Origin of the sequence: Chryseobacterium sp. C2(2020) (genome assembly GCF_014218915.1) — a bacterium.
GTDB lineage: Bacteria > Bacteroidota > Bacteroidia > Flavobacteriales > Weeksellaceae > Chryseobacterium > Chryseobacterium mucoviscidosis.
In genome coordinates this window covers 90884-117807 of record NZ_JACLCT010000009.1, presented here as the reverse complement: position 1 = coordinate 117807, position 26924 = coordinate 90884, and the positions used below count along the sequence as shown (strand labels likewise).

19 protein-coding genes are annotated in these 26924 nt (G+C 36.1%); 2 read left to right on the top strand and 17 right to left on the bottom strand.

The genetic code is table 11. The features are described from left to right. Nucleotides 1-66: 66 nt before the first annotated feature. From H6W52_RS07610 to H6W52_RS07585, 6 genes are all read right to left on the bottom strand, one after another. Nucleotides 67-747, bottom strand: a complete 681-nt coding sequence (locus H6W52_RS07610) for an SCO family protein (protein ID WP_116097406.1) — start codon at nucleotides 745-747, stop codon at nucleotides 67-69. Further along, complete coding sequence (locus tag H6W52_RS07605) at nucleotides 734-1009, bottom strand: YHS domain-containing protein (protein WP_029297872.1); 276 nt, start codon at nucleotides 1007-1009, stop codon at nucleotides 734-736. Before H6W52_RS07605 ends, H6W52_RS07610 begins: the two co-directional genes overlap by 14 nt. A gap of 293 nt (nucleotides 1010-1302) precedes the next feature. Then, on the bottom strand, nucleotides 1303-1665 hold the full coding sequence (locus H6W52_RS07600; protein ID WP_116097404.1) for a hypothetical protein: 363 nt from the start codon (nucleotides 1663-1665) through the stop codon (nucleotides 1303-1305). 450 nt (nucleotides 1666-2115) lie between these two features. Further along, the gene (locus tag H6W52_RS07595) at nucleotides 2116-3765 is read right to left on the bottom strand and encodes a heavy metal translocating P-type ATPase (RefSeq protein WP_372487771.1); all 1650 of its coding nucleotides are present in this window, start codon (nucleotides 3763-3765) and stop codon (nucleotides 2116-2118) included. Between the two features lie 353 nt (nucleotides 3766-4118). Further along, nucleotides 4119-4538 carry a Fur family transcriptional regulator gene (locus H6W52_RS07590; RefSeq protein ID WP_087706550.1) on the bottom strand — a complete coding sequence of 140 codons (420 nt, stop codon included), beginning with the start codon at nucleotides 4536-4538 and terminating at the stop codon, nucleotides 4119-4121. Nucleotides 4539-4686: 148 nt separating this feature from the next. Continuing rightward, entirely contained in the window at nucleotides 4687-5979 is a 1293-nt protein-coding gene (locus tag H6W52_RS07585; protein WP_185144398.1) for a hypothetical protein, read from the bottom strand. A 481-nt stretch (nucleotides 5980-6460) separates the two neighbouring features. Between H6W52_RS07585 and H6W52_RS07580 the strand changes: the two genes are divergently transcribed. Both H6W52_RS07580 and H6W52_RS07575 read left to right on the top strand, forming a co-directional pair. Then, nucleotides 6461-7444, top strand: coding sequence for a helix-turn-helix domain-containing protein (locus H6W52_RS07580; RefSeq protein WP_116097400.1), 984 nt, complete (start codon nucleotides 6461-6463; stop codon nucleotides 7442-7444). Between the two features lie 42 nt (nucleotides 7445-7486). Next, nucleotides 7487-7894, top strand: a complete 408-nt coding sequence (locus H6W52_RS07575) for a type II 3-dehydroquinate dehydratase (RefSeq protein WP_108410003.1) — start codon at nucleotides 7487-7489, stop codon at nucleotides 7892-7894. A gap of 65 nt (nucleotides 7895-7959) precedes the next feature. Here H6W52_RS07575 and pckA read toward each other — a convergent pair whose 3' ends face one another. The 11 genes from pckA to rimP form a co-directional block, all read right to left on the bottom strand. After that, nucleotides 7960-9579 (bottom strand): phosphoenolpyruvate carboxykinase (ATP), encoded by a 1620-nt coding sequence (gene pckA, locus H6W52_RS07570; RefSeq protein WP_116097398.1) that lies wholly within the window; start codon nucleotides 9577-9579, stop codon nucleotides 7960-7962. Nucleotides 9580-9709: 130 nt separating this feature from the next. Continuing rightward, the gene (locus tag H6W52_RS07565) at nucleotides 9710-10612 is read right to left on the bottom strand and encodes a GYDIA family GHMP kinase (RefSeq protein ID WP_116097396.1); all 903 of its coding nucleotides are present in this window, start codon (nucleotides 10610-10612) and stop codon (nucleotides 9710-9712) included. 12 nt (nucleotides 10613-10624) lie between these two features. Beyond that, nucleotides 10625-11500 (bottom strand): ACP S-malonyltransferase, encoded by an 876-nt coding sequence (fabD, locus tag H6W52_RS07560; RefSeq protein ID WP_116097394.1) that lies wholly within the window; start codon nucleotides 11498-11500, stop codon nucleotides 10625-10627. Between the two features lie 70 nt (nucleotides 11501-11570). Beyond that, a complete protein-coding gene (locus H6W52_RS07555) occupies nucleotides 11571-13511 on the bottom strand; it encodes a LysM peptidoglycan-binding domain-containing protein (RefSeq protein WP_228457542.1) in 1941 nt (646 codons plus the stop codon). Between the two features lie 259 nt (nucleotides 13512-13770). After that, nucleotides 13771-15357, bottom strand: coding sequence for a bacillithiol biosynthesis cysteine-adding enzyme BshC (gene bshC / locus H6W52_RS07550; protein ID WP_116097390.1), 1587 nt, complete (start codon nucleotides 15355-15357; stop codon nucleotides 13771-13773). Between the two features lie 12 nt (nucleotides 15358-15369). Then, nucleotides 15370-17304 carry a putative porin gene (locus H6W52_RS07545; protein ID WP_116097388.1) on the bottom strand — a complete coding sequence of 645 codons (1935 nt, stop codon included), beginning with the start codon at nucleotides 17302-17304 and terminating at the stop codon, nucleotides 15370-15372. A gap of 90 nt (nucleotides 17305-17394) precedes the next feature. Continuing rightward, nucleotides 17395-18798, bottom strand: coding sequence for a RagB/SusD family nutrient uptake outer membrane protein (locus H6W52_RS07540; protein ID WP_185216626.1), 1404 nt, complete (start codon nucleotides 18796-18798; stop codon nucleotides 17395-17397). Between the two features lie 13 nt (nucleotides 18799-18811). Beyond that, entirely contained in the window at nucleotides 18812-21649 is a 2838-nt protein-coding gene (locus tag H6W52_RS07535) for a SusC/RagA family TonB-linked outer membrane protein (RefSeq protein WP_116097384.1), read from the bottom strand. A 294-nt stretch (nucleotides 21650-21943) separates the two neighbouring features. Further along, entirely contained in the window at nucleotides 21944-24964 is a 3021-nt protein-coding gene (infB, locus tag H6W52_RS07530) for a translation initiation factor IF-2 (RefSeq protein ID WP_116097382.1), read from the bottom strand. 79 nt (nucleotides 24965-25043) lie between these two features. After that, the gene (gene nusA / locus H6W52_RS07525; protein WP_116097380.1) at nucleotides 25044-26279 is read right to left on the bottom strand and encodes a transcription termination factor NusA; all 1236 of its coding nucleotides are present in this window, start codon (nucleotides 26277-26279) and stop codon (nucleotides 25044-25046) included. A 15-nt stretch (nucleotides 26280-26294) separates the two neighbouring features. Then, nucleotides 26295-26762, bottom strand: a complete 468-nt coding sequence (rimP, locus tag H6W52_RS07520) for a ribosome assembly cofactor RimP (protein WP_076391758.1) — start codon at nucleotides 26760-26762, stop codon at nucleotides 26295-26297. Nucleotides 26763-26924: the final 162 nt, after the last annotated feature.

Here is a 26924-nt window from a genome sequence, read left to right as displayed (position 1 = left end):
GGAAGCCTGAAGTTCTTTTACATACTCCATAAAACTTCCAGCCTCTAACTTCCATTTTCCAAACCTCTATTTCAATAATTTTTTAATATCCTCTATCAATATTTCTCTGTCGGGATGGTATTTCCCGGTCAGTTTCGGAGTTTTTCCTTCCGGATCTTCATAGTTTAATCCCGAATAATACAAAATCGGCATATTGTCTTTATTATATCGGCAACGGATATTTCCTTCTTTATCTACAAGGGCAATCATTCCGCTGTGATTAAGACTTTCGCTTTCATCTTCCTTATCTCCGACATAAATATTGAACTGATCTGCTAATTTACCAATATAATCTCTGTTTCCGGTTAAAAAATGCCAGTTCGGAGATTTTACGCCAATTCTTTGTGCGTGTTCTTTTAATGTCTGCGGAGTATCATTTTCCGGATCAATGCTTATGGAGATGATTCCGAAATCCGGATTGTTAATCTCCTCTTCAATGGCTCTCATGTTGGTATTCATAACCGGACAAATCGTGGGACATTTGCTGAAGAAAAATTCGACCAGATAGACTTTTCCGAGCATATCTTTATTGGTAACCGTTTTGTTGTTCTGATCGGTTAATTTGAAATCGGGAACTTTCATTACGGTGTACAGATTCTTTTTGAAATACCCCATTCCGACACCTATTCCCAGAAAAAGCAGAGCAATAATCACAATCGGAACGATTAATTTGCTTTTGGAATTGCTGGTCTTTTTATTTTTTGGCATATTTCTCAGGATTCTTTTTGAATTCGTCTTTACAGTAAGCACTGCAAAAACCGTACGTTTTATTTTTATAGACTGCCGTGTCTTTCATATCGGCTTCAGTGGGCATATTGCAGATCGGGTCTACCGCATTGGCAAATTTTACTGTTTTTGTTCCGGAATTTGCGGCTGTTTTTGCTTTTTTATGCTTTACTTTAGGGGTTTCCTGTGCACATGCCATTAATGAAACAGACAATAGTGCTGTTAAGATAAGTTTTGATTTCATTTTTATTTACATTGAAATTATTAATGTTTGAATGGATTGATTTTTTAACTAAACTTACTGATGAATTTCTTGCTTTATCCTTAATTAATCATAATGTCTTGTAACGCTAAGAGCCCAAAGATTTTTATGAAGACAAATTACAGATAACTACAATAAATCTAATTTAACGCTAAGCTCGCAAGTTTTTTGTAAACTTAATGTTTATGGGTTCGCAAAGGCGTTAACACTCAGCAAGTGATAGCTATACTTTATTTTTGGTATGAATTCAGCCAAAGAATTAGCTGAAAATAATATTAAGCTAAAGGAGGATGGAATATTCTGGAAAAATATTCTGAAGTATGGAAATTGATGTAACGTGAGTCTGAGTTTTTGTTTAAAGCACTCAACTGACTGTTATCTGAAAAGGAAAGTATTTCATGGGAGATAAATACATCAAGTCCTGAAATTTTTACTGTCTGATTGGTATTGGACTGTTTTTCTGTTTTTGCCAATTCTTTGGCAACGTAGCATTTTCCTTTGCAGGTGGATTGCGGAATGTTTCTGTTTTCACAAAGGTTTTTTACGATGTAGTCATAATTAACGGCATAATTAATCAAAGGCAAAACGGGACGTAATGCAATCGTAAAAATGATAAATATGGAAACGAAAAACTTCAATGCTATATTCTACTCTACAAATATACTAATGAAATTTTGTTTTTAAGACAGATTATGATGAAAGTCAGTTTTGGTAATGGTTTAATTGTACGCTTTATTTTCGTAGAGATTTCTTAGATCCCAAAGCTTCGGATAATAATTTAAAGCATTAAAATCTGCGGAAACTTTATATTTTCTCCCGCAGATTTTGCAGATAAAGCTGATTAATATTCTACCGCGAAAACCACCGATTTTCACAGATGAATACAAATACTTTATGATGAAACTAAAGAATCTGCGAAATCTGTAGGAGAAAATAAATTTTGGCTAAAGCCGGATTGAAAAATTTATCCTTGCAAACGGGCTAAAGCCCGTTCCTATTGATGAGTAAAAATCATTTGGCAATATATGTGCAATACAATAAACTTTTATCATCTTACTTCTTTCATCCTACTTCCCTCTTCCGGCTTATTAAAACCTCATCCGTTGAATTCTTACCGCATTTAAAATGGCAAGTAAAGCGACTCCAACGTCGGCGAAAACGGCTTCCCACATGGTTGCCAAACCTCCGGCTCCGAGAATTAGAACAACCGCCTTAATGGAAAATGCCAGAATAATATTTTGCCACACGATTTTCTTTGTCTGCTTTCCAATGTTGATTGCCATCGGGATTTTACTCGGCATATCATCCTGAATGACAACATCTGCTGTTTCAATCGTCGCATCACTTCCCAATCCGCCCATCGCAATCCCGACATCGCTTAACGCGACAACGGGAGCATCATTCACACCGTCTCCTACAAAAGCAACGGTTTGATTTTTTGCTTTTATTTCCTTTACTTTATTCACTTTGTCTTCGGGAAGCAGATCTCCGTAAGCGTTCTGAATGCCTAATGTATCGGCAACGTGTTTCACGACAGAGGATTTATCTCCGCTCAGCATTGTGGTTTTTACTCCTAAAGATCTTAATTTACTGATGGTTAACTGTGCATCCGTTTTAATGGAGTCTGCAATCGTTAAATACCCGACAAACTTTTTATCATACGCAACAGCGATTAAAGTATACACCCTATTTTCAGGCTGAACATCATATTTGATACTGAATTTATCCATCAGTTTGAAGTTTCCGACCAACAGTTCTTTTCCGTTGATGGATGCTTTTAAACCATAACCTGCGATTTCTTCAACATTTTCCAACAGAATCGAATGATCGACTTCTCCCACATATTGATGAATAGCCGTTGCAACAGGGTGAGAACTTTTACTTTCCAGAGCATTAACGAGTTTTAAAATATCATCTGTATTACATTCATCATTAAAATTAACTTCCTGAACTTTGAATACACCTTCCGTCATCGTTCCGGTTTTATCCATCACTACATTCTGAACGTTTGCCAAAATATCTAAGAAATTGCTTCCTTTAAATAAAATTCCGTTTCGGCTTCCTGCTCCGATTCCTCCGAAATATCCCAAAGGAATAGAAATCACCAACGCACACGGACAGGAAATCACTAAGAAAACCAATGCTCTGTACAGCCACGCTCTGAACTGATACTCTTCTATAAATAAATAAGGTATAAATGTGATTCCGATTGCTAGAAATACGACAATCGGGGTGTAGATTTTCGCAAATTTCCTGATGAATAATTCGGTGGGAGCTTTTTGAGCAGTCGCATTCTGAACGAGTTCTAAAATTTTGCTCAGTTTGCTGTCTTTGTAAGCGGTTGTCACTTTTACTTCGCTTACTGTATTGAGGTTGATCATTCCGGCCAGAACAGTTTCGCCTTTTGTTTTGGTATCGGGTTTACTTTCTCCGGTTAAAGCAGAAGTGTTAAATGATGCGGTTTCAGATAATAATTCTCCGTCTAAGCCTAATTTTTCTCCGGATTTTAACTGAATAATATCTCCGATGTTTACTTTTTCGGCTTTCATAATCAGAGGTTTTCCGTCTTTTAAAACGGTTACTTCATCGGGACGCTGATCGAGTAAAGATTTGATATTGGTTTTGGCTCTTGTTACTGCCATTGCCTGAAAAACCTCGCCAACGGAATAAAAAAGCATAACCGCAACTCCTTCCGGATATTCTCCGATCGCAAAAGCACCTACGGTGGCGATTCCCATTAAGAAAAACTCGGAAAATACATCTCCGTTTTTTATGCTTTCGAACGCTTCTTTCAAAACCGGAAGACCAACCGGAATATAGGCGATGAAGTACCAAACCAGACGAATCCAGCCGGAAAACCATTCAGCTTTGATGAAATTATCCAAAGTAATGCCTACTAATAACAATCCAAAAGAGATGATTGCAGGAAGAAACATCCTGAAAACAGACTGATCTCCCGTCTCATGAGAATGATGGTGATCGTGGTCGTGACCTTCATGATGATGTTGGTGTTCTTTTTTCGGTTTTGTGCTGCAGCATTCTTCCATAACTTAAATTTTTATTCAAAATTACAGTCAAAATGCGTGCAATGCTATTGCAAACTTTCCAGACAGTTTTCGCAGATTCCTTTAGCAAAAAGCCTTATTTCGTCGATCCTGAATTGGGTCTGAATGTTTTCGGGAAACGAAATATCTTCTTTACAGGTGGTCTGTTTGCAGATTTTACAGTAGAAATGAAGATGCCAGTCTTTGTGGGTATGTTCATCACATCCATCGTGGCAGAGTTTGTATTTTGTTGTCGTATTTTCCTGAATGCTGTGAACAATTCCTTTTTCTTCAAATGTTTTTAAGGTACGGTAGATTGTGGTGCGGTCTGCATTTTCAAAATGATTTTCAATTTCCGACAGAGAAAGGGCGGCTTCCTGAGAACTTAAAAAATCATACACCAAAATCCTCATGCTTGTAGGTTTGGTATTTTTATTTATTAATTTATTCTCAATGTCCTTTTTCATACGATTCTATTTAACATCTCTATTCAAAGGTAATGGTTTTAAAGTTTGTTTCTGAGAATGTTTAAGCATTTTAAAAAAAGTTCACAAAAAAAGAGTGGCTCATTACAAACCACTCATGAAAAACACACTGCTTCAAAATACTGAAGTGTTAGTATAATCTTTGGATCGACAGATAAATTACTCTCATATTATCTGCTGTACTTGTTGTATTCATATTATCAACCGTTGGGAAATAATAGACTCTGTACCATTTATCATCTAAAGAAAGATCCATTGTAAGTACTTCCTGATGTCCTCCTTGCCCGCTTCCTTCTGTTCTTGGTATTGTAGATCCTAAAATATCATTATATCCTACTCCATAGTAAATTCCGTTATCCAGTTCCATGTACGCAGAAGGAGCAAGGGTAGCTCCTGAACCTGTAGGTGTGCTTGGAGCCAAAAGATAATTTGAGGCATTAAAACGGTCTACGTTGGTTAAGGCACTAAACCACAGTTTCACCGGAGATGAAGATGTATTTACCAGTCTTGGCCACATCGTTACGCTTCCGTTTCCTCCGTTGGAAGCTCCGTTGAACCATGCATCAAGTCTTATTTTTCCTCCGATAATCGGCAAATCTGTAATAAAAGCACTCATCCAGCCAGAGACATTTGCGGAAAATCCGGCTTTGTAAAATACGAGATCTCCGGGAGCCAGTCCGTCTCCTGCTCCAATTACGGCATTGCATGTTTTGCCTCCGATATTTAAAGAAAATGTAGTTGTAATGGGACTTGTTACGGTAGGTGTTCCGGAAACGGTATAACTCAGCGTTCCTGAGCCGGAGTTAAAATTTCCTGCGGATAAAGTTGCGGTAAGTCCGTTTACAGGACCTATTGTCTGTGCAGCATAAATTCCTCCGTTTCCTCCGGTATAAGGGACATTCATTGTGCCGGTATAAGGAACTCCTGTTGTGTATGTACTTGGAGAGAGGGTAATTCCGTTACAGGTAATTGTTCCTACTGTTCCGGGTGCTAAAGATCCGTTGTTGAAGGTTCTCCATTCTGTTCCGTTCCAAAAAACATATCCGTTATAGACTAATCCTCCGGTTCCTAGATTGTAAACCAAGAGTCCTGTTGCCGGAGAAGGGATGGTGATCTGGTCTGTCTGTGAAGTTAGCGCTGCTTTCGGACCCAAAAAACCTTTTTTGCTTCCTGAAGCCAATCCGTCTGCATTCACGTCCAGCAGTGCAGAAGAATTTGGTGAGTTGGTTCCAATCCCAACATTACCGGAAGAGGTTACCACAAAATCATTTGCCTGTTGTGCAGCCGTAGGATTTCCTGTTGATGGATTGTCTTTTGCTCCGTCTACATGAAAAATACCTTTTGGATTGGATGTATTAATCCCCACTTGGGAATAAAAAAGATTAAAGGCCACGATGGTCATCGATAAAATAATTTTTCTCATAAGAATGTTTTTTTAAGGGATTTTGAAAAAGACTTTTTAAAAACTCATTTTCAGTTTTGCTTCATTTGTTGTTTTTAGAATTTATAGACTCTGATTGATCTGTTTATTTTTTATGCAGATTAAATATTCTTTATATACTGACTTTATGAAAAATCGGAATGACGTGTTTAATTAATATTCATTATCAATTTATTTTCTCTAATTTTGAACTCTATTGTTCTTTTTGTTTGTAATAAATAAAAAAAGATCTTCATCACCTTGTCACAAAAATGCCCTATTCTTAGGAGCATTGATCTTGTACATTTTTTAGTTAAAAATTGTTTTGCAAAGTTATTTCCTCTGATAAATCAAAAAAAGAGCTATGCAAATCATAATTCTGAAAATGATTTACAATGATTATATTTGCTTACATATCAATACTTTAAAAAAGTCATTTATTGAAAATGCCTGCTTAAACTTGTAAAAATGAAGTAAAATACAAATGAGTACAAAATTTGAACAAATTGAAAAACTGAAACAGGAACTCATGGACAGGTATGTGATTCTCATGCTTGCCATTTTAGCTTTTTATATTTTTATCTTTACATTTTATACTTATGATAATTTTCTTATCTGGTATTTGGGATCGGCATTATTTTTTCTGGGATACACTTATTTTCTGATGAGAGGAAGATTTAAACAATCTACAATTGTTCATCTTCATCTTTTAATTGCGCCTCTTTTCAATATTTATATTGTACTGGCATTTTGGGATTATTCTGTGGTAAGTTTTTGCTGGTATCTGCCAATTCCTATCGGAGCCTACATTTTCTTTTCAAAAAAAGAGGTTTTTCTTTACACGCTTTATACCGTACTTATTATTTTAGCCTGTTATTTTATTACCGCAAATTTCAATCTGGAATTTCCTGAACGTACCCAGAAAACGGTTTTGTTCACAGATATTATCATCATTATTTCTAATATTTTAGTGGTTACGCTGCTTATTTATTATAAAGACAAAATAAGAAGGCTGGAAATTCTTTCGGAATTTGAGAAAACAGAAAAGATAATAATTGCAGAGGATAAAAAAACAGCGGATATCTCTGCCGAAAGTACTGCCGAAAACATAGAGAGTATGGAAAAACTTTTTTCCAGAATTGAAATTTCCATGAATGAAAAACTGTTATTTAAGGATATGAAATTCAACCTTTCTGCGTTGAGTGTTGCATTGGAAGTTAACAGCAGTTATATTTCAAAAGCAATCCGTTACAAAGGATATCCTAATTTTAACAGTTATCTGAATACATGCAGAGTAAGTTATGTGAAAAAGTTATTCACTGAAATCGATTTTCAAAAATCAACCCTGATGTATGTATATACGGAAGCCGGTTTTTCGAACCAGTCGACTTTTAACCGTGCTTTTAAACAGATTGAAGGGATAACGCCTTCGGAATATTTCCAGAAACATCTTAAAAATACCATTTAATTGTGTTTTTAAAATGTGCTATCTTTGAATAAATTATTTTCAATGAAAATTCTTATCGTGAATGGTCCCAATCTGAATTTATTAGGAACCCGAGAGCCCGAAATTTACGGAACAGTTTCCATGGAGGATTACCTGAATCGTCTAAGAACCGATTTTCCTTCCCATCAACTGGAATATTATCAGTCTAATATCGAGGGTGAAATTATCAATCAGCTCCAGAAAGATGAATTTGATGCCCTGATTATTAATCCGGGAGCTTTTACGCATTATTCTTATGCTATTGCAGATTGTTTAAAAAACATCCGAAAACCAAAAGTTGAGGTTCACATCAGCAATATTTACAAAAGAGAAGAATTCCGCCAGAAATCTGTAACTGCGGCAAATACGGATGCTGTTTTATCCGGTTTCGGGATGGAAGGCTACAGACTGGCTGTTTTAAGTCTGAAATAATTTCACGAGAAATTTTCAGGAATACAAATAAAAAATCCTCATCTTGCGATGAGGATTTTTTATTTTTAGTTGGTTGTCTGCTCTTGTAACTGAGGACCGGAAGGAATTAATTTTTTACCTTCTTCGGTGTTGCAGTACTGCTCAAAGTTTTTAATGTATCTTGAAGCTAAGTCTTTTGCTTTTTCTTCCCATTCAGAAGCATCATTATAAGTATTTCTCGGATCTAAGATTCCTTCTGAAACATTTGGCAATGCTGTAGGAACTTCCAGATTCATAATCGGAATTCTTGTTTTCGGAGCATTTTCGATAGATCCGTCGATGATGGCATCAATAATGGCTCTTGTATCTTTCAGAGAAATTCTTTTTCCTGTTCCGTTCCATCCGGTGTTTACCAGATATGCTTTTGCACCGTGTTCTTTCATTTTCCCGATTAATGTTTTAGAGTACATTGTTGGGTGCAATGTTAAGAAAGCTTCCCCGAATGCAGGAGAGAAAGACGGTTCCGGAGAGGTAATTCCTCTTTCAGTTCCCGCTAATTTCGATGTATACCCGCAAAGGAAATGGTATTGTGCCTGATCTTCATCCAGAATAGAAACCGGAGGCAATACCCCGAAAGCATCTGCAGAAAGATAAACGATCTTTTTAGCGTGTCCTGCTTTTGAAGGCAGAACAATTTTATTGATATGATAAATAGGATAAGAAACTCTTGTGTTTTCTGTGATCGATCCGTCTGTATAATCTGAAACTCCGTTGTTTACCACCACGTTTTCCAAAAGCGCATCTCTTTTAATGGCTCTGAAAATATCCGGTTCTTTTTCTTCCGAAAGATCAATTACTTTTGCGTAGCAACCTCCTTCATAGTTGAAAACTCCGTTGTTATCCCAACCGTGTTCGTCGTCTCCGATCAGATATCTTTTCGGGTCTGCAGACAAAGTTGTTTTTCCCGTTCCTGAAAGTCCGAAGAAAAGAGCTACGTCTCCTTCTTCTCCAACGTTTGCAGAACAGTGCATTGAAGCCATTCCTTTTAACGGAAGGTAATAGTTCATCATTGCGAACATTCCTTTTTTCATTTCTCCGCCGTACCATGTTCCTCCGATGATCTGAAGTTTTTCAGTAAGGTTGAACATCACGAAGTTTTCAGAATTCAGTTCCTGTGCTTCCCAGTTTGGATTCGTTGTTTTAGAACCATTGATTACGGTAAAATCCGGCTCACCAAAGTTTTCCAGCTCATAATGAGAAGGACGGATGAACATATTGGTAACGAAATGTGCCTGCCACGCTACTTCAACGATGAACCTCACTTTTAGTCTCGTATCTGCATTGGTTCCGCAGAAAGCATCTACTACATAAATTTTCTTTGCAGCAGCAAGTTGGTTCAGCACTAAATCTTTACAAGACGCAAAAATTTCCGGAGTAGTCGGCAAGTTTACTTTTCCGTCCCAGAAAATCGTTTCTCTTGTAACATCATCCTGAACTATGTACCTGTCTTTAGGAGAACGACCTGTGAAAATTCCTGTTTTTACTGATACTGCACCAGATTCCGTAAGCTCAGCTTTCTCAAAACCTTGATTTTCAAGAGAAACTTCAGCCTGATACAATTCTTCGTAAGACGGATTGTACACTACTTCGTAATTTCCTTTAATCCCTAATTTTTCTAAATCTTGGATGATTTTAGCGTGTTTCATTTTACTTATATTTTCTATTTCTTTTTTGGGTATAACAAAATTAAATATTAATTAATTGTTAAAGGTGGTTAAATATAATGATATAAGTCAGAATGACAAATAAAAAATAAACCTTGTAAAAAATTGAAAATCAAGCAATTATTTCAGACCATTCGAAAATTGTGTGAAAACCTTTTCCCCAAAAATAGTCCTTAAAGCCGTCAAATTTTGAGCTCATTACAAAATCTCCTCCCCAAGCTCCCAAACTTTTAACAAAAACAGGGCAATCTGGAAAAAATTTAGCCTTAACTGTAGGAATTTCAAGAAAATCTGATATTTTTTGCTCATGAATCAACATTAGCTCAGAAAATTTTTCCAATTCGTTGCATAGTAAAATATTTCTTGTAATATCCGAAAATTCATCAACCCTTTTTTGAGACCTGGTTTTAGACTTGTAAAAACTGATTCCTTCACGGCTGTCCTGTTTCTGATTTAAGTGAATAAAAATCAATTCATCTTTAAAAGAAGGATTAAAATTTATCTTTTCATATTTAATTTCAGGAACACTTTGATACAGCACTGCCGATTTCTCTTTTGCCACAGCAATATCGTATCCGCTTCCGCCCAGACTTATCTTATTTAAATAAAACGGATCGATCTCCGCCCACTCCGCAAGATTGGTCATTAAAGTAGAGCTGCTTCCAAGTCCGTAATCCGCAGGAAACTGAAGGTTGGTCTTTAAATGGTAAGTAAAATTATTTTTGAATGTAATAGCAGAAAGTGACTGAACATTTTTTAATGTTTTTAAAATAAATTCAGCACTTGCCGGAATATTGGTTTCTAAAATCTGCCAGTTCTGATAATCGATGACAGCTTTCAGCCATAATTTGTTCTGATGATAAGCTTCCCACACAATGAGAGATTTTTCATCATGAATTTCTTCAAAAGAAAACTCTTGTCCCAGCCTGGTAGGTACCGCTAAGACAAGAGCTCCGTCCATTGCGAAATATTCTGAAGTAAGCATCAGCTTTCCCGGTGAAAATATCTCGCCCATGATTTTTATTAATTAGATTGCAGAAGCTACATCTACAGAAGAATCAATTTTTTTGATGAGTCCCTGTAATGTTTTTCCCGGTCCTACTTCCACGAAGTTATTGGCACCGTCTTTAATCATATTCTGAACAGACTGCGTCCATTTTACAGGACCTGTAAGCTGTGCAATTAGGTTTTTCTTAATTTCTTCAGGATCAGAGATTGCAGTGGTAGTAATATTCTGGTATACCGGAATGGTTGCTTTTCTGAATTTTGTTTTTTCTATTGCCGCGGCCAATCTTTCCTGCGCCGGCTGCATCAATGGAGAATGAAATGCTCCGTTTACAGGCAATAATAAGGCTCTTTTTGCTCCTGCTTCTTTCAGCTTTGCACAAGCTTCTTCTACAGAGGCTGTTTCGCCGGAAATAACCAACTGTCCCGGACAGTTATAATTTGCAGGAACAACAACTCCGCTGATTGCTGCACAGATTTCTTCCACTTTAGCATCTTCCAGTCCTAAAATAGCTGCCATAGAACTTGGATTGGCATCACAGGCTTCCTGCATTGCTTTTGCTCTTTCGGAAACCAGTTTCAGACCGTCGTCAAAAGATAAAACTCCATTGGCAACCAATGCTGAAAATTCTCCTAAAGAATGTCCTGCAACCATTTCAGCTCCAAGACCGTTTACTGCTTTCAGGGCAGCAACCGAGTGGATAAAAATTGAAGGCTGGGTAACCTCCGTTTTTTTAAGATCTTCATCCGTTCCTCTGAACATCATTGAAAGGATATCAAACCCTAAAATTTCGTTGGCAGATTCCATCAGATCTTTGATGTCTTTTCTAGAATCGTACAATTCTTTTCCCATTCCTACGAACTGAGAACCCTGCCCTGGAAATACAAGTGCTTTCATGTATTAATTTAAAATATTATGCAAATATAATTATAATGTTAACAATATTCTTTAAAACACAATCAAATGATTAAGGAACCAATCTAATAACGCGGTATCCTGTGTTTACATAGGCTCCGTTTGCTTTGGACTTTACAAACTCAAATTTTGTGGCAAGCTGAGTCTGTACCTTATTCATCTGTTTGAAGATTTCTCCTTTTTTGTTTTCTCTGGTCAACATATCATTCACAATATCAAAACCTACGATGGCAAATTTTGGAGGTGTTTTACAGTATTTATTTTTATAAGCGGCAAGAATTTCTTTTTCGAAACTTCCTTCTGTATTGATCTTTCTGTCCATTAAATAGACAAGATTTGCCTGACTAAGATCATCTACTTTTTTCTCGAAAACAGGAGCATAATGCATACTGAAAGCTTTTACTCCCTGAACTTCTTTGGATAAAGCGATTACTCTGTTGGCGAAAGCTTCACCTGCCGAATCACTATCACTTGCTAAAATCGCGATCACCGGAGCAGACTGTCCTGTCATCATATTTTTATCAAGCTGAATATCCGCTGATGAATTTACGATGGTGATGTTTGGATTTTTAAGCGTTTTTTCAAGACCAGCTTTAATGTAGTTGGCATTTCCTTTTTTGGAATCGGCAACCACATAAATTTTCTGATCCGAGAATGCGGATTTTACTTCTTCTACAATTTTATCGGCATAAGTCTGATCGTTGGTTTCCACAATAATCAGGTTGCTGTAGTTGTACAATTCCGGAGAGTTTGCAAATGGTGCAACAATCGGGATTTTCTGGTTTTTCGTGAAGTCCAGAACATCTACAACGTTCGACTTGAAGAACGGACCGATAATTAAGTCTGTATTATCCGGATTTATCTGGGTTAATGAATTTCGGAACGAAGCTTCGTTTCCGGAATCCACAATTTTTATATCTAATTTTTGTCCGTTTCTGGCATTTCTTTCAATGGCAAGTTTTGCCCCCGTAAGAAAATCCAAAGCCATTGTACGATATTGTGTTTCTCCTGTGCTGTAGCCAAAAGGAAGCATCATTACAACACTTAATGCATCACCGTTTTTCTTTACATAGGCAGGATCCAGTTTTTTAATTTTTAAAACCATTCCTGTTTTTAGTCCTTTGGAAAGTTCAGGATTCAGCGCAATCAGTTCATCTATTGTAACTCCAAATTTATTCACAATCGAGAAAACGGTATCTCCCTGCTGAACAGTATAGGTTACATAATCGTCTTCCGAAGAAACCGTGTTTGATGAAGATTTTTCATTACCTGAATCTACTTTGGTTTTCGGATTTGAATTTTCTTCAAAAATATCAGCTCCGGAGTTTTTCGTTCCCGCTTTTTTTATTTTAATTGTTTCCCCCGGTTTTAAACCTTTTTCTTCCAATCCGGGATTCAGGGCAAACAATTCTTCTTTTGTTATATTGAACTGTCTTGAAATTCTGTAGTAATTGTCTTTCTGCTGTACAATATATTCGTCTTCCGAAGTTTTTGTGGTGTGAGTTTCAGCAACAGTTTCAACAGTTTTTTCTACCGGAGAAGTATGTACGGCAATACTCTGTTCTCCGCCATATTTTTTAATGCTTTCAAGAGGCAGGGTAACTTCATCTCCGATCTTCATGTGAGCATCCAATTCAGGATTCAGTTTTCTGAGGTCTGTTTCGGATATTCTGTATTGTTTCGTGATTCCGTAGATGGTTTGTTTCGGCTGAAGAATAATTTTTCCAAGCTGAGAATTATTTACAGGCTTTGAAGCAGCAGGTGTTTTTGATGAAGCAGGAGCTGCTTTATCATTTTTTACTGTAAGAACATCTCCAAGCGCCAATTTACCGTCCTTCACTTTAGGATTTAGTTTTAGCAATTCTTCTACAGTAAGTCCGTATTTTTTAGCAATGTTATAAGGAGTGTCTCCTTTTACAACGGTGTGCGATTTCTGGGCAGACATACCCAAAACCATACATAAACTGGATAGAATAAAAAACCTCTTTATCATATTCGGTGATTATAAATGCAAAAATACTTCTTTAAAATTAAATGACAATAATTATTGGTTTTGAAAAGACTTTCTGTTAACATTCAGAGTGTTACTTTGGGATAGAATTGAATTTCTTCGTTATGCTCCAAATAATAGATCTTTCAGTTTAAGAATTATTATCCTAAGAATTTCAGAACATCTTTTTTGTAGACGAAAGAGAAGAATTTTTCTGCATCATTTCATTTATTTTTAAAACGCAATAATAGATTCTTTATCCTTAATAAGCAATAATTATAAATTCTGATTTTTCTATTTCTATTTTTTCTAAACAAAAATCTAACCACTGATATCCATGATCTGCAAAAAATACGCTAAAATTATAAACTCTTTCCTGCCAATTCTTAGAAGGATTTACATCTAAAAACAGATTTTCCAGTCTTTCCATCAATTCGCTTTTTTTAATCTTTTCTGCATGAAGAAGACGTTTTTTCATTCTTTTAAAAGATTTCAACTGTCTTACTTCTTCGGCTTTCACCATGTTTCCGAAAGATTTTTCGGTGGTTTCGGCGATATTTTTAAGTTCGGCAAACTGACTGATGAGTGTATTTTCCTTTTGTTCCAACATTTCCAGAATGGAATTATCTTCCAACATTTTATTGTTGATAACCGTCGTAAAGTTCTGGAAGAAGTCTTCTACTTTCAGATTCAGTTTTTCTATTTTCCCGAGTGTTTTTTCTTTTAAAAACAGCATGGAATTTCGGGGAATCAGGATCGGGAAAGGAATATTTATTTTTGAAAAGTAATCTTTGAGTTCCAGCCAATACATGATTTCTGCATTTCCTCCAATGTAAGCAAGGTTGGGAAGAATGGTTTCCTGATAAACTGGACGCATCAGAGCATTCGGACTAAATTTTTCCGGATAATTTTCAAGTTCATTTAAAATTTCTTCTTTGGTAAACTGAATATTTTTATCTACCACAAAGTATTTCTGACCGTCAAAATCTATTCTGTCTCTCGTGTCCGAAAGGTAGAATAAATTAATTTCGCGCGGATTTACCTGAACTTTTCCATATTTTCCGGTTAAGAAATCCACTTTTTCCTTTGAATTTTTATATAAGCTGAAATTCAGCAGTTCATCTTTAAAGGTTTCTTTGATCTGATTTTTAAGAGCTTTAGAATCACCATCTAAAATCAGCAGACCGAAATCTGAAAACAGTCTGTTGACTAAGATCCGGATTGCCTGAGTTAATGTATGTCCGGTTTTATAAGCTTCTTTCAGCATTAAAATCAGTTCCGTCCCAAAAACATAGTCTTTGAACTCTCTTTCAAATTCAGATATGAAAAATGTATCGTTAATTTCTATCCTTCCAACCGGACCGCCTGATTTTTCGTTGATTTCGTAGAAATTGTTCTCGGTTTTAAAGTGATTGATTTCCGCAAAGTCGTGATCTTCGGAAGCCATCCAGTATACAGGAACAAAATTAAATTCAGGAAAATTTTCTTTTAAGTAAGTACAGGTTTTAATGGTCTGTAAAATCTTGTATATAAAAAAGACGGGTCCTGAAAAGAGATTCAACTGATGACCGGTTGTAATGGTGAAGGTATTGGAAAGTCTTAAATGATCTATATTTTCGTTCTGTTTAGAAGAAAGTTCAAGATGGGCAAGCTGCCTTTCTAAATTACCTGCTAAAATATTTCTCTGATCCGCTGTGAAAGAATTCTGTTTCTGCGCGATCTGTTTCTTAAAATGGTCTAAAGAAAATGTTTTTTCTTCAAATCCCTCAATTTCATGATTTAAAAAATCTTTGATTAACTGAGGAATGCTTTGGATATCCTGAAAAGATATTTTTTTTATAGTTTTCAACTTGTCTATATTTTAGTTGAACAAATACCATACAATTCCCAGATTCAGCCTAAAATCGTAGACCGGATAACTTGGAAATGCATATGCTTTGTTGTTAGAAAGGAAAGTTCCGACCTGTTGTCCTTCGATAAAAAAGAACATTTTTTTAACTTTCAGATTGAAGTAAACATCGGCAATCGGCTGTCCTCCGATAGAAAATGAATTGGAACCCGGCAAAATATATTCGTTAAGAATTGGAAAAAATTCCCGTGATGCAAATTTCGAAAAATAATATACTTTAATTCCGGTCTGAATTTCCGCCGCATTTTTAAAGGCTTTGGACTGGAAGAAGAAATTGGCACGACCTATAAAACTTGGTAACGGAAGCAAATCTTTATTGGTTAAAACGTTCTGGAAGTGCAGTCTTGTATTTAAATGAAATTTACCATAGCTAAAAGTAGCATCACCTCCGATCTGCGAAATATTAATGGGACTTCCGCTTTGCTGAGGCATTGCAATTGCATCAAAATAGGTATAATTATCTATCCTGAAATAGTTCGCGAACAATTCTGTTTTGAACCACTTTAAGCCAACACTTCCTCCGATTTCTGAGATGGTCTGGTTCTGGGCATTCTGAAAATAATAGTTGTAATTATTATACACGGAAGTATTCAACAGATAATTGAAGGACGGATAAGCGCTTTGAAAGTTAACTTTTGCATTCACAAAGTAATCTTTTACCGGTTCGAATTTAAGGTTGTTGGTTGTTTTTAAATAGGTTCCGAACTGGCTTCCGTTAGAAAATTCCAAAAATGAATTTAACTGGATTTTATCAAAAAGTTTAATCTGTAAATTTCCGACTGCCCCGATTCTGCTTTCTTTAATTTCTGTAGGAATCACTAAAATCGGAAGGGTAATTTCATTGGAGCCAAATTTCAGCATCTGATAACGAAGACCGGCATCAAGTTTAAATTTCTCATTGTCCCAAACCAGACTTATCGTATTGCTGAAATTGTCTGAATATTTTTTTGAAGTAAGCGGAGCTCCTGTCACCAGTTCATCCGGAGCATCGTACCAGTAAGTTTCAGCGGCACTTTGGGCATAGTAATATTTGTTTCCCTGATGAGAAATGGTATGTCTTATTTTAAAAGGAATTTTTTCTGATTTAAACGGGGCAAACTGATGGGTTAAATAATATCTTCTGTAGGAATACTGTGAGCTTGAAGAGGTAAGATTAACCTGCATATTCTGTCTATTTCTTGAATTACTGTCGCCGTTCTGAAACAAACTGTCTACTGCAATTCCACCATTTTCCTGATTGTTTACATTCTGATGGAGATAATGTGCAAACAATTCATAATTTCCGCTTTTTGAGACGTAATGTCCTGTAAACAAAGTATTGTTATTGGATGCCAATGAATTTCTGTACATTCCCTGTGAACGTAATCCGCTGTATTCCAGAGAAAAATTAAATCTTTTTCCAATGTTCTGCGTGTAAGAAGATCTTAAAGCGGCTCCATTTTTCATTGCATTATGATAAATGAAGGTTGCGGTCGGCGTTTTTACGTCATAGTAATTGATGTCATTAACGCCTAAAATCCAATATGATTTGTTGGTTGGTAATAGTGCTAAATTTTGTTCAGCATTCGCTTCGTACGTAAGCGGATTAAATCCTGCCCCTATGTTTGCGACCTGTGCTCTTCCAAAGTTATCTTTATTGTTATACTGAGAAAAAATATACGTTTTATCGAAAGTCATTACCGTATCAAAGACTTTTTTTTCAGAGAACTGCTTCTGATAGAGATAATCATTAATAGTTGGTTTAAATATTTTTAAAGAGTCTTTTTTTCCGGAATCGATAACGAGCGTGTCTTTATCTTTGGGAAGCTTATTGAAGTCTGTTTTGTTGACGACCTGGGCTTGAGCTGCCACGCTCAGGAAAAATATGATGGAAAATAGGTATTTCATTTATTTTTATTGTAAAGCAAAAATAAGAAATAATAGGGAATAAAAAACCCCGCTTGAATTGCGGGGTTGATTATGTATTTAATTAAACAATTAATTAGAATATCCAGGATTTTGCACTACGGGTGTACCCGGAACATTTATTTCTGCACGTGGAATAGGGAAAGCTAATAAATTATTTCCAACATTTCTCACCGTACCTGCAGCACCAGAAGTACTTCTCTGTGTAATTGGTTGACCTCTTCTTAATAGATCAAACATACCAAAACCTTCTCCTACAAACTCTTTCTTCTTTTCTTGATAAATATCATTAAGAGTTACACTAGTAACTGGAACATAATTTAAAATTCTATTTTGTAAAATAAGATTATAATATGTTACCGCTTTACTTGGTGTACCACCAGCATTTAATTCTGCTTCAGCTCCATTTAAAAGCGCTTCTTCATACCTAACTAGTTTGATGTTATCAAATGTATTTATGTATTTCCCATTCAAAACAAGCCCTGTAGTAATACCAGCCAATCTAATATCATTTGCATTATAAGATGCTCTTAATGCAGACAAAACCTTCATGTTACCATATCCATTTGGAGCCGTTAATAATTTATAGGATGTTGAAGTTGTTCCCAAGTCACCCAATGTACCCACCGCTAATTCGAACATAGAATTTTGAGCAGAATTACTTCTAAAGCTATTTGCATAATCTCCTCTTCCAATAACGGAATATTTGTTAGCTGCAACAATTTCATCAACAAGAGTTCTCACTCTAGCGTAATCTCCTTTATAAAGATAATATCTGGACATTAGAGTCTTTACTGATAATGTATTTAGAACTGTTTTGTCTGTCGCATCTAAGGATGGGCTCATTAAGGCCAAAGCCTGATCGAAATCACTCTCAATTTGAGTACGTGTTTGTGCTACAGATGATCTAGCTTGTAATGATGTAGGATCATACTTTGTAGGAACCACAACTCCAAGGGTTCCTCCAGCATACTCCTGACCATAAAGTCTTAATGCATCAAATAAAGCTAAAGCTCTTGCTGCATAAGATTGTCCTTTCAAATAGTTAGCTTTAGCGGTAATAGCTGCGGCATCAGAACTTACTTTCCACGTAAGTGGTGAAGCAGGCTGATTATTGATAACAGTATTTGCTAAAGCAATAACTCTATACATTTGAGTATATGGTCCAGAGGCATATGTATCATTAGATAACATTGAGTAATTACTCACTGTATTATAATAACCACTGGCATTATTTGAAAACATATTATCACTTCTAATTTCCGCAATCATTGGAAAATCACAACCGTAATACGAAGCATTTCTCATAGCATTATATTGTCCTCGAACCGTGGATTCCATCTCTTCAATCGAAACCAAAGGTCTTTGTTCGATAGATTGAAAAAATTCCGTCTCGATAAAATCATTGCTGCAAGATGTCATTAAAGTACCTACAGACAAGCATACAAATGCATATTTTAATATATTATTTTTCATTTTTTTAAGTTATTTAAAATTGCAGATTAAAGCCTAAAGAATAAGTCTTTTGAATTGGTAAATTAAGATTATTTGTTGTATTCAAATTATTTTCAGGATCAAATCTTAAAGTATCATCATATAAATGAGTCCAAATATTATTTCCTTGCACATATACTTCAAAACCATTCATCCCTGTACCTTTTAGCATTTCTGCGCTAAATTTATATCCAATTTTGATATTACTTAATCTCAAATAGTCCGTCTTTGATAAAAATCTTGTTGAAACTCTATTTGACAAAGTTGAATTATTATAAATAGGTTTTGGATTCGCTGCATTAGGATTCTGAGGAGTCCAGAAGTCGAGCTGATCTGTACTACCTGCATAATTGTAACTATATTGTCCGTCTGACTGTGTATAGTTTGCCCAATCATTAATCACTTTACCTCCAAAACCAAAAGTAGCTAAAGCTTCTAGTGAAAAACCTTTATACATTACTCTTGTATTTACTCCTCCATAATATTTTGCAAAATTACTGCCCTGAACGGCTAATTGTGCATCATTATAATTTGATGTTGTTTCTCCATCCACTCCATTTTTATACCAAAGCGCATTTCCATTTGAAGGGTCAACACCAGCCCATTTTCTCATATAATACGTTCCAACAGCTTCACCTTCTCTTAAAATTGTAGAACCTGATATTATATCTTGCCCTCCGTAAAGTGATGTAATTTTATTTTTAAGTGTACTGAAATTACCTCCTAAAGACCAATATAAATTCCCGTTATTTATAATTTCTCCATTAATCGCCAATTCTAAACCTCTATTAACTAAAGACCCAATGTTTCTATCCATAGAGGCTAATCCCTGCGCCAATGAAAGAGGCTGTGCAAAAACTAAATCCTTTGTTTCTTTGTTGTAGTATTCAACTGTAAATGTTAATCTATTTTTAAACAAGCCAGCATCTATCCCTACACTTAAAGGATTAATTGTTTCCCATCTTAAATCAGGATTATATACTCCTCCATATGTTGCTGCAGCCAAATCATTATAATTTGTTGTAAATGAATAAAGCGAATAAGGGCTACTTGAAATTTGATTTCCTACCTTACCATATGATGCTCTTAATTTGAATAAAGAGATTTTATCTAAACTTTTCACAAAGTTTATTCTTGCTAAATCAACCGCCAAACCAAATGAGTAAAAATCGCCCCATTTTTGATCAGGTGTAAAATTAGACAGTGCATCTCTTCTGTAAGCAGCGTCTAACGTTACAAGTCTATCATAGTTGTAATTGATCGTAGCTGCATATCCTGTTCTTGAGCTTTTACCTCTTTCTCCTAAAAATGAAGCAGGTTTAACGAAGTTGCTTAATGATTCTAATGTAGGAGAACCTACTGAAGTTGCACTTGCGCCAACAGCGTGATTTTGTCTTTGATATGCTTCCTGAATTAAACGTAAATCAAAGTTATTTTTGTCACCTACTTTGAAATTATAGCTTAATACGTTCTGTAAATTCCAGTTAAAAAACCTTTCAATAGATTCTGTTTTTCTACCATTTACCTGATATCCGTCACCATGGATTGGATTTAAATAAGTATTATTTTCTACATTTAAAAATTCTCCACCTAGAACGAATCTATAGTTTAAATTCTTTAAAATCTTATAGTCTGCATTTACATTTGCGAATATTCTTGCTGTTTCAGCTCTATAATAATTGTGATCAGCCAAATAAGCATTATTAAACAAATTATTACTCAACCTACCTGCAACACCTAAGTTATAGCTTCCATCTGCATTATATGCAGCATCAGTTGGTCTGGCAAACAATTCTGTCAATATAGGATTTGAAAAAGCCCCTCCGTTATTCAAAGTATTTATTTTACTGTACGCCATCTGAACATCAGAACCTATTTTCAGTCTTTCAGAGGCATCATAATTTACTTTACTTGTGAAAGCCATTCTTTTAAAATCAGACCCCTTAATTTCACTTTCCTGCAAGAAATAACTCGCTGAGTTATAGTATGTAACTTTATCATTACCACCACTAATTGAAGCATTGATTGACTGTTGATAAGCAGATCTGCTTAAAGCTTTTCTCCAGTCCGTATTATTTGTTGTGGTATAAATATTCTGAAGATCTGTACCATACTTTCCGCTAATTGCATTGGTAATAAATTGTTGAGGAGTAAAACCAGCTGCTTCGCCTAAAGCAGCAGGATTATTAGCAAACGTGTATGATAATAAGTATCTGTATTGTTCAGTATTTAAACCTCTTTGTCCTTCTATTGCTCTAGAGTTAGTACCATGTTCAAAATTGATATTGATTTTTGGCTTTCCTTTTTTACCGGATTTAGTTGTAATAATAACAACACCCGCTCCTGCGTCTGCTCCATAAACAGCTGTTGATGCAGCATCTTTCAGAACAGTCATACTTTCAATATCATCGGTATTTAGATTGGCTAAAGCATTTGCGGTAATTGCACTTCTGGTTAAATCTCCGGCAACAACTCTTACTCCATCAACTATATAAATAGGATTAACTCCACCATTGACAGAGGAAATACCTCTTACCCTAACGGTTGCAAATCCTCCAGGCTGTCCTGAGGCATTACCAGTTTGTACCCCAGAAACTCTACCCTGCAACATTTTATCAATTGATGCAACAGGCACATTTTCAATTGCGTCAGCCTTAATAGTACCTACAGCTCCAGTTAGTTCTGTAACGGTTTTCTTTTGCCCAAAACCAACCATTACTACTTCTTCGATCTGTTGTTCCTTTACAGTATCTTTCTTTGTTTTTTGCGCTATAGCTGTTCCTCCAATAAAAAAAAGGACTCCCGCGCTTAATACACGTAATTTCACATTCATATTAACAAGTTTAATATTTAACAAAAGCAAATATGTTAATAAATTTTAACATTAACAAATTTTTAACTTTTTATAATTTATTTAATCTAAAAAATCATTAAAAAAAATAAAAGCTTAGCATAAGTATTTTATTTTTTTGATTTAAAATTGATTTATTATTATGATTATTTGTTTAACAAATAAAAATTTAACATTTTAAAGCATACCACAATCAAATAATTTAGACTAATTATAAATAAAAAATAATCCGACTCAAATTGAGTCGGATTATTGTCTCATATAGATAAAATATTACTATTTTAACTTCTTCTTCACAGCAACTTCCTCATAAACTTCAAGAATGTCGCCTTGTTCGATATCGTTGTATCCTTTCAGGTTCAATCCGCATTCGTAACCTTTTGTTACTTCTTTCACATCATCTTTGAAACGTTTTAAACTTTCAAGTTCACCATCGAATTTCACGATACCGTCTCTTAGCAAACGTACTTTAGACTGTCTGGTAACTTTTCCGGTAAGAACCATACAACCTGCAATGGTTCCCACTTTAGAAATTTTGAATACTTCACGAATCTCAACATTACCGATAACCTGCTCCTGAATTTCAGGAGAAAGCATTCCTTCCATCGCTTCTTTTACCTCATCAATCGCTTTATAGATAACAGAATAAGTTCTGATTTCAATTTCTTCACGGTCTGCAAGATCTTTTGCATTGGCTCCGGCTCTTACGTTGAATCCGATAATAATTGCATCAGATGCTGCCGCTAAGTTGATATCAGATTCTGTGATCTGCCCAACACCTGAGTGAAGGATTTTCACGCTGATCTCTTCTGTTGATAATCTCTGTAACTGATCAGAAAGTGCTTCTACCGAACCGTCAACGTCACCTTTAAGGATAATATTCAACTCTTTGAATTCTCCTAAAGCAATACGTCTACCCAATTCTTCAAGTGTCGTATGCTTTTTAGTTCTGATGGAAAGCTCTCTCTGAAGCTGTTCTCTCTTGTTAGCAATTGCTTTACCTTCACTTTCATCGGCATAAACACGGAATTTGTCTCCAGCTGTTGGCGCTCCGTCCAGACCTAAAATAGTTGCCGGGATTGAAGGACCTGCTTCTGAAAGATTTTTACCTCTTTCGTCAAGCAAAGCTTTTACTTTACCATGGTTTTTACCAGCTACCACATAATCACCAACTCTTAAAGTTCCGGTTTGTACCAACATAGTTGCTACATAACCTCTACCTTTATCCAGAGAAGCTTCAATAACTACTCCGTTTGCAGCACGATCAGGATTTGCCTTTAATTCAAGTAATTCAGCCTGTAATAAAACTTTTTCAAGCAATACATCGACATTGTTACCAAATTTAGCTGAAATTTCCTGCGCCTGAACATTTCCTCCCCATTCTTCTACCAAAATATTCATTCCGGAAAGCTGCTGACGGATGTTATCAGGATTAGCATTCGGTTTATCAACCTTATTAATTGCAATAATCATTGGAACTCCTGCTGCCTGTGCGTGAGAGATCGCCTCTTTTGTCTGAGGCATTACATCATCATCCGCAGCAATTACGATAATTGCAATATCGGTAACCTGTGCACCTCTCGCCCTCATCGCCGTAAAGGCTTCGTGACCCGGTGTATCTAAGAATGTAATTCTTTGTCCGTTTTCCAGTTTCACGTTATAAGCACCAATGTGCTGAGTAATTCCTCCTGATTCACCAGCGATTACATTGGTTTTTCTGATGTAATCCAGTAATGAAGTTTTACCGTGGTCTACGTGACCCATTACCGTTACAATCGGAGCTCTTGGAAGAAGATCTTCTTCATTATCAATTTCATCTTCAGAATCTGAATCTTCAAGATCCGCATCAGAGAATTCTATTTTATAACCAAATTCATCAGCTACCAATAATAAGGTATCTGCTTCCAGCCTTTGGTTCATGGTAACCATTACTCCTAATGAGAAACAGGCAGAAATTACTTCTGTAGGAGACACATTCATTAAACTTGCTAATTCACCAACCGTGATGAATTCGGTTACTTTTAATGTTCTGTCTGCTGCATCAATTTCCTGCTGACGCTCGTCCTGTTCTCTACGGAAGTTTCTCTTATCTTTTCTGTGCTTAGCAGATTTAGATTTACCTCCTTTATTGGTTAATTTTTCAAGGGTTTCCTTGATCTGGTTTTTAACTTGTTCATCCGTTAATTCAACAGGCATTGTTCTTTGACCCGGTCTGTTACCTCCTTGTCCGCCTCTGTTGAATCCACCTCTGTTTCCACCTTGTCCACCCTGACCTTGAGGACGGTTTCCTTGTCCGCCCTGGTTATTTCCAAAACGGTTTCCACCTTGACCTCCCTGTCCTTGTGGACGGTTTCCTTGTCCACCCTGACCTTGAGGACGGTTTCCTTGTGCGCCCTGGTTATTTCCAAAACGGTTTCCACCTTGACCTCCTTGTCCTTGTGGACGGTTTCCTTGTCCCTGATTATTTCCTCCTTGTTGGTTATTGTTTCCACCCTGCTGATTTCCTCCGCCCGGTTTCTCAATTCTCTTTCTTTTCTTTTTAGCTCCCGCTCCAGGTTTAGGAGCAAACTGAGTTAAATCGATTTTTTCTCCAACAATTTTAGGGCCATCAAGTTTTTGATAAACCGTTTCAATTTTTTGTGGTTCCTGAGATTCCTCTTCTGCTTTTGCAGGTTCAGCCGTTTTTTCTTCAACGGGTTTTGCAACCGGTTTTTCAGCAACAACAGGTTGCGGAGTTTCTTTTGCAGGTTCTGCAGGTTTAGCCACAGGTTTTTCTTCTTCTTTTTTCTCTTCCGCTTTTGGTTTATCTTTTTTCACAGGTCTGTTTCTGGATTCGATCTGGGAAAGATCTATTTTATCAAGAACTTTAAATTCCTGCTTTTCAGGAGTTGCCTTTACTTCAGGAGCAGGTGCAACTTCTTCTTTTTTCTCTTCCACCACAGGCTGTGGTTTTGGAGCCGGAACTTCTTCCACTTCAGGTTTTTTAGGTTCTAAATCTATTTTACCTAAAATTTTAGTTTCCGGTTTGTTAGCTTTAGCTCTTATTACTTCAGGGGTTTTCTTTTCTTCAATTTCCAGTTTTTCTTCCGGAACTTTCGTGATCACCACCTCATGGGAAGCTTTACGCTGTTCGCCGTCCTTGGCAAACTCAGCCTCCAGTGCAGAATATGCCGCTTCTTCTAATTGAGCGTTAGGATTGCTTTCAACCTCAATGCCTTTTGACTGTAAAAATTCTACTAATCTGGACATCGAAATATTGAATTCCTTAACCGCTTTATTTAATCTAATTTTTGGCATCTATATTATTTACTATTTTTTTAATTCTTAAAATTAAAGTATTTCTTTTTTACTGTTTATTAAAATTTATTTACAAATCTTAATCTTCGAATTCTTCTCTAAGAATACGCTTCACTTCTTCAATCGTTTCCTCTTCAAGGTCGACCATATTCAGCAAGCTTACAGTTTCTTTATCTAAAACTGATTTTGCAGTAGTAAGACCTACTTTTTTAAACTCATCCAAAATCCACTGCTCGATATCATCATTAAACTCTGTAAGTTCAACATCATCATCTTCGCTGGACTCTCTGTGTACATCAATCTCGTAACCTGTCAACCAAGAAGCAAGTCTGATATTCTGACCCTGTTTTCCGATTACTTTAGAAATCTCTTCAACCGGAGTGTATACTAAAGCGTATTCCTGTTCCTCGTTGATATCAATTTTATTGATGGTAACGTTTCCTAAAGCTCTCTTCACCAAAATCTCAGGGTTTTTAGACCACTGAATAACATCGATGTTCTCATTTCTCAACTCTCTTACCACGCCGTGAATTCTGGATCCCTTCACTCCCACACAAGCTCCTACCGGATCAATTCTGTCGTCGTAAGCATCTACTGCAATCTTCGCCTTTTCTCCAGGAATTCTCACTACTTTTTTAAGAATAATAGTTCCGTCCTGAATTTCAGGGATTTCCAGCTCTAATAGTTTTTCTAAGAATTTAGGTGCAGTTCTGGAAATAATAATCTGCGGTTTTGAACCTTTGAAATCTACTGTTTCAACAATAGCTCTGATATTCTCACCCTTTTTAAAGAAATCGGATGGGATCTGGTTTTCTTTAGGCAAAATGAATTCGTTCCCTTCATCATCCAGCAAAATCACGTGCTTATGACGGATATGGTGGATCTCTCCTACTACAATTTCCCCGATTCTGTCTTTAAACTGCTCGTACAACATCGCATTGTTGTGCTCCTGCAATTTTGTAGCCAAGATCTGCTTCAGGGTAAGAATATTTCTTCTTCCCAACTGTGCAACAGGAATTTCCATCGTAAAATCTTCTCCTACTTCAAAAGTCGGATCGATTTTCTTAGCTTCAGAAATCTCGATTTCCAGATCATCATCTTCAGACATTTCGTCCTCCACGATGGTTTTATTTAAAAATATCTGAAAATCTCCTTTATCAGGGTTTACAATCACATCAAAATGATCATCCGAATCATATCTTTTTCTCAAAAGTGTCTTCAGAGAATCTTCAATAATTGCCATAAGATCAATCTTACTGATCCCTTTTTCGTCTTTAAAATCACCGAAGGATTCAATCAACGCTATATTGTCCATTTATTCTTTTTTCTTTTAAAATTTAATTGTTACTAATGCTTTTTTAATCTCAGAGTACGGAATTTCTTTTTCCTCCTCCACATCCACTTTTCCTTTACCGATGTCTTTCGGCTTGCGGTAACGCAGGATCAGTGTAATTTTTTCTTCATCTACTTTTGCCAGTTCACCTTCCGTTTTCGTAGAGTCATTCAGTAAAACTTCAATTTCTCTTCCGATATTTTTTGCAAACTGTCTTGGAGTTGCCAAAGGCTCGCTCAATCCCGCAGACATTACCTGCAGGCTGAAATCATGTTCTTCGCGATCCATATTAAATTCTATCGCGCGGCTTGCATCAAGGCAGTCCTGTAAAGAAACACCATTGTCACCATCCAAAATCACTGTGATGTCATCCCCCGCAGAAATTTTCAGATCAATAAGAAACAGATCTTTTCTGGTCTCGAGGAATTCATGTAATAATTCTTCAATTCTTTTTCTAAACTCCATATTTTAAAATCTTGATTTACCAGTACGAAAAAAGGCTTTCTTCCGAAGGCCTTCCCATGTTTTTCCGTAAATCCATTGCAAATATACGACTTTTTCTTAGAAAAGCAAAATATCTTATTATCAATATGATAACTTAAATTTTATTTACACGAAATTAAAGAC

Coding starts and splice junctions, on each gene's coding strand:
- rimP (WP_076391758.1), bottom strand. CDS start 26,762: ATGGAGTTTAGAAAAAGAATTGAAGAATTATTACATGAATTCCTCGAG.
- H6W52_RS07595 (WP_372487771.1), bottom strand. CDS start 3,765: ATGGGAATCGCCACCGTAGGTGCTTTTGCGATCGGAGAATATCCGGAA.
- H6W52_RS07540 (WP_185216626.1), bottom strand. CDS start 18,798: ATGAAAAATAATATATTAAAATATGCATTTGTATGCTTGTCTGTAGGT.
- H6W52_RS07580 (WP_116097400.1), top strand. CDS start 6,461: ATGAGTACAAAATTTGAACAAATTGAAAAACTGAAACAGGAACTCATG.
- H6W52_RS07565 (WP_116097396.1), bottom strand. CDS start 10,612: ATGGGCGAGATATTTTCACCGGGAAAGCTGATGCTTACTTCAGAATAT.
- H6W52_RS07535 (WP_116097384.1), bottom strand. CDS start 21,649: ATGAATGTGAAATTACGTGTATTAAGCGCGGGAGTCCTTTTTTTTATT.
- H6W52_RS07585 (WP_185144398.1), bottom strand. CDS start 5,979: ATGAGAAAAATTATTTTATCGATGACCATCGTGGCCTTTAATCTTTTT.
- H6W52_RS07555 (WP_228457542.1), bottom strand. CDS start 13,511: ATGATAAAGAGGTTTTTTATTCTATCCAGTTTATGTATGGTTTTGGGT.
- fabD (WP_116097394.1), bottom strand. CDS start 11,500: ATGAAAGCACTTGTATTTCCAGGGCAGGGTTCTCAGTTCGTAGGAATG.
- pckA (WP_116097398.1), bottom strand. CDS start 9,579: ATGAAACACGCTAAAATCATCCAAGATTTAGAAAAATTAGGGATTAAA.
- H6W52_RS07610 (WP_116097406.1), bottom strand. CDS start 747: ATGCCAAAAAATAAAAAGACCAGCAATTCCAAAAGCAAATTAATCGTT.
- H6W52_RS07605 (WP_029297872.1), bottom strand. CDS start 1,009: ATGAAATCAAAACTTATCTTAACAGCACTATTGTCTGTTTCATTAATG.
- infB (WP_116097382.1), bottom strand. CDS start 24,964: ATGCCAAAAATTAGATTAAATAAAGCGGTTAAGGAATTCAATATTTCG.
- H6W52_RS07575 (WP_108410003.1), top strand. CDS start 7,487: ATGAAAATTCTTATCGTGAATGGTCCCAATCTGAATTTATTAGGAACC.
- H6W52_RS07545 (WP_116097388.1), bottom strand. CDS start 17,304: ATGAAATACCTATTTTCCATCATATTTTTCCTGAGCGTGGCAGCTCAA.
- nusA (WP_116097380.1), bottom strand. CDS start 26,279: ATGGACAATATAGCGTTGATTGAATCCTTCGGTGATTTTAAAGACGAA.
- H6W52_RS07590 (WP_087706550.1), bottom strand. CDS start 4,538: ATGAAAAAGGACATTGAGAATAAATTAATAAATAAAAATACCAAACCT.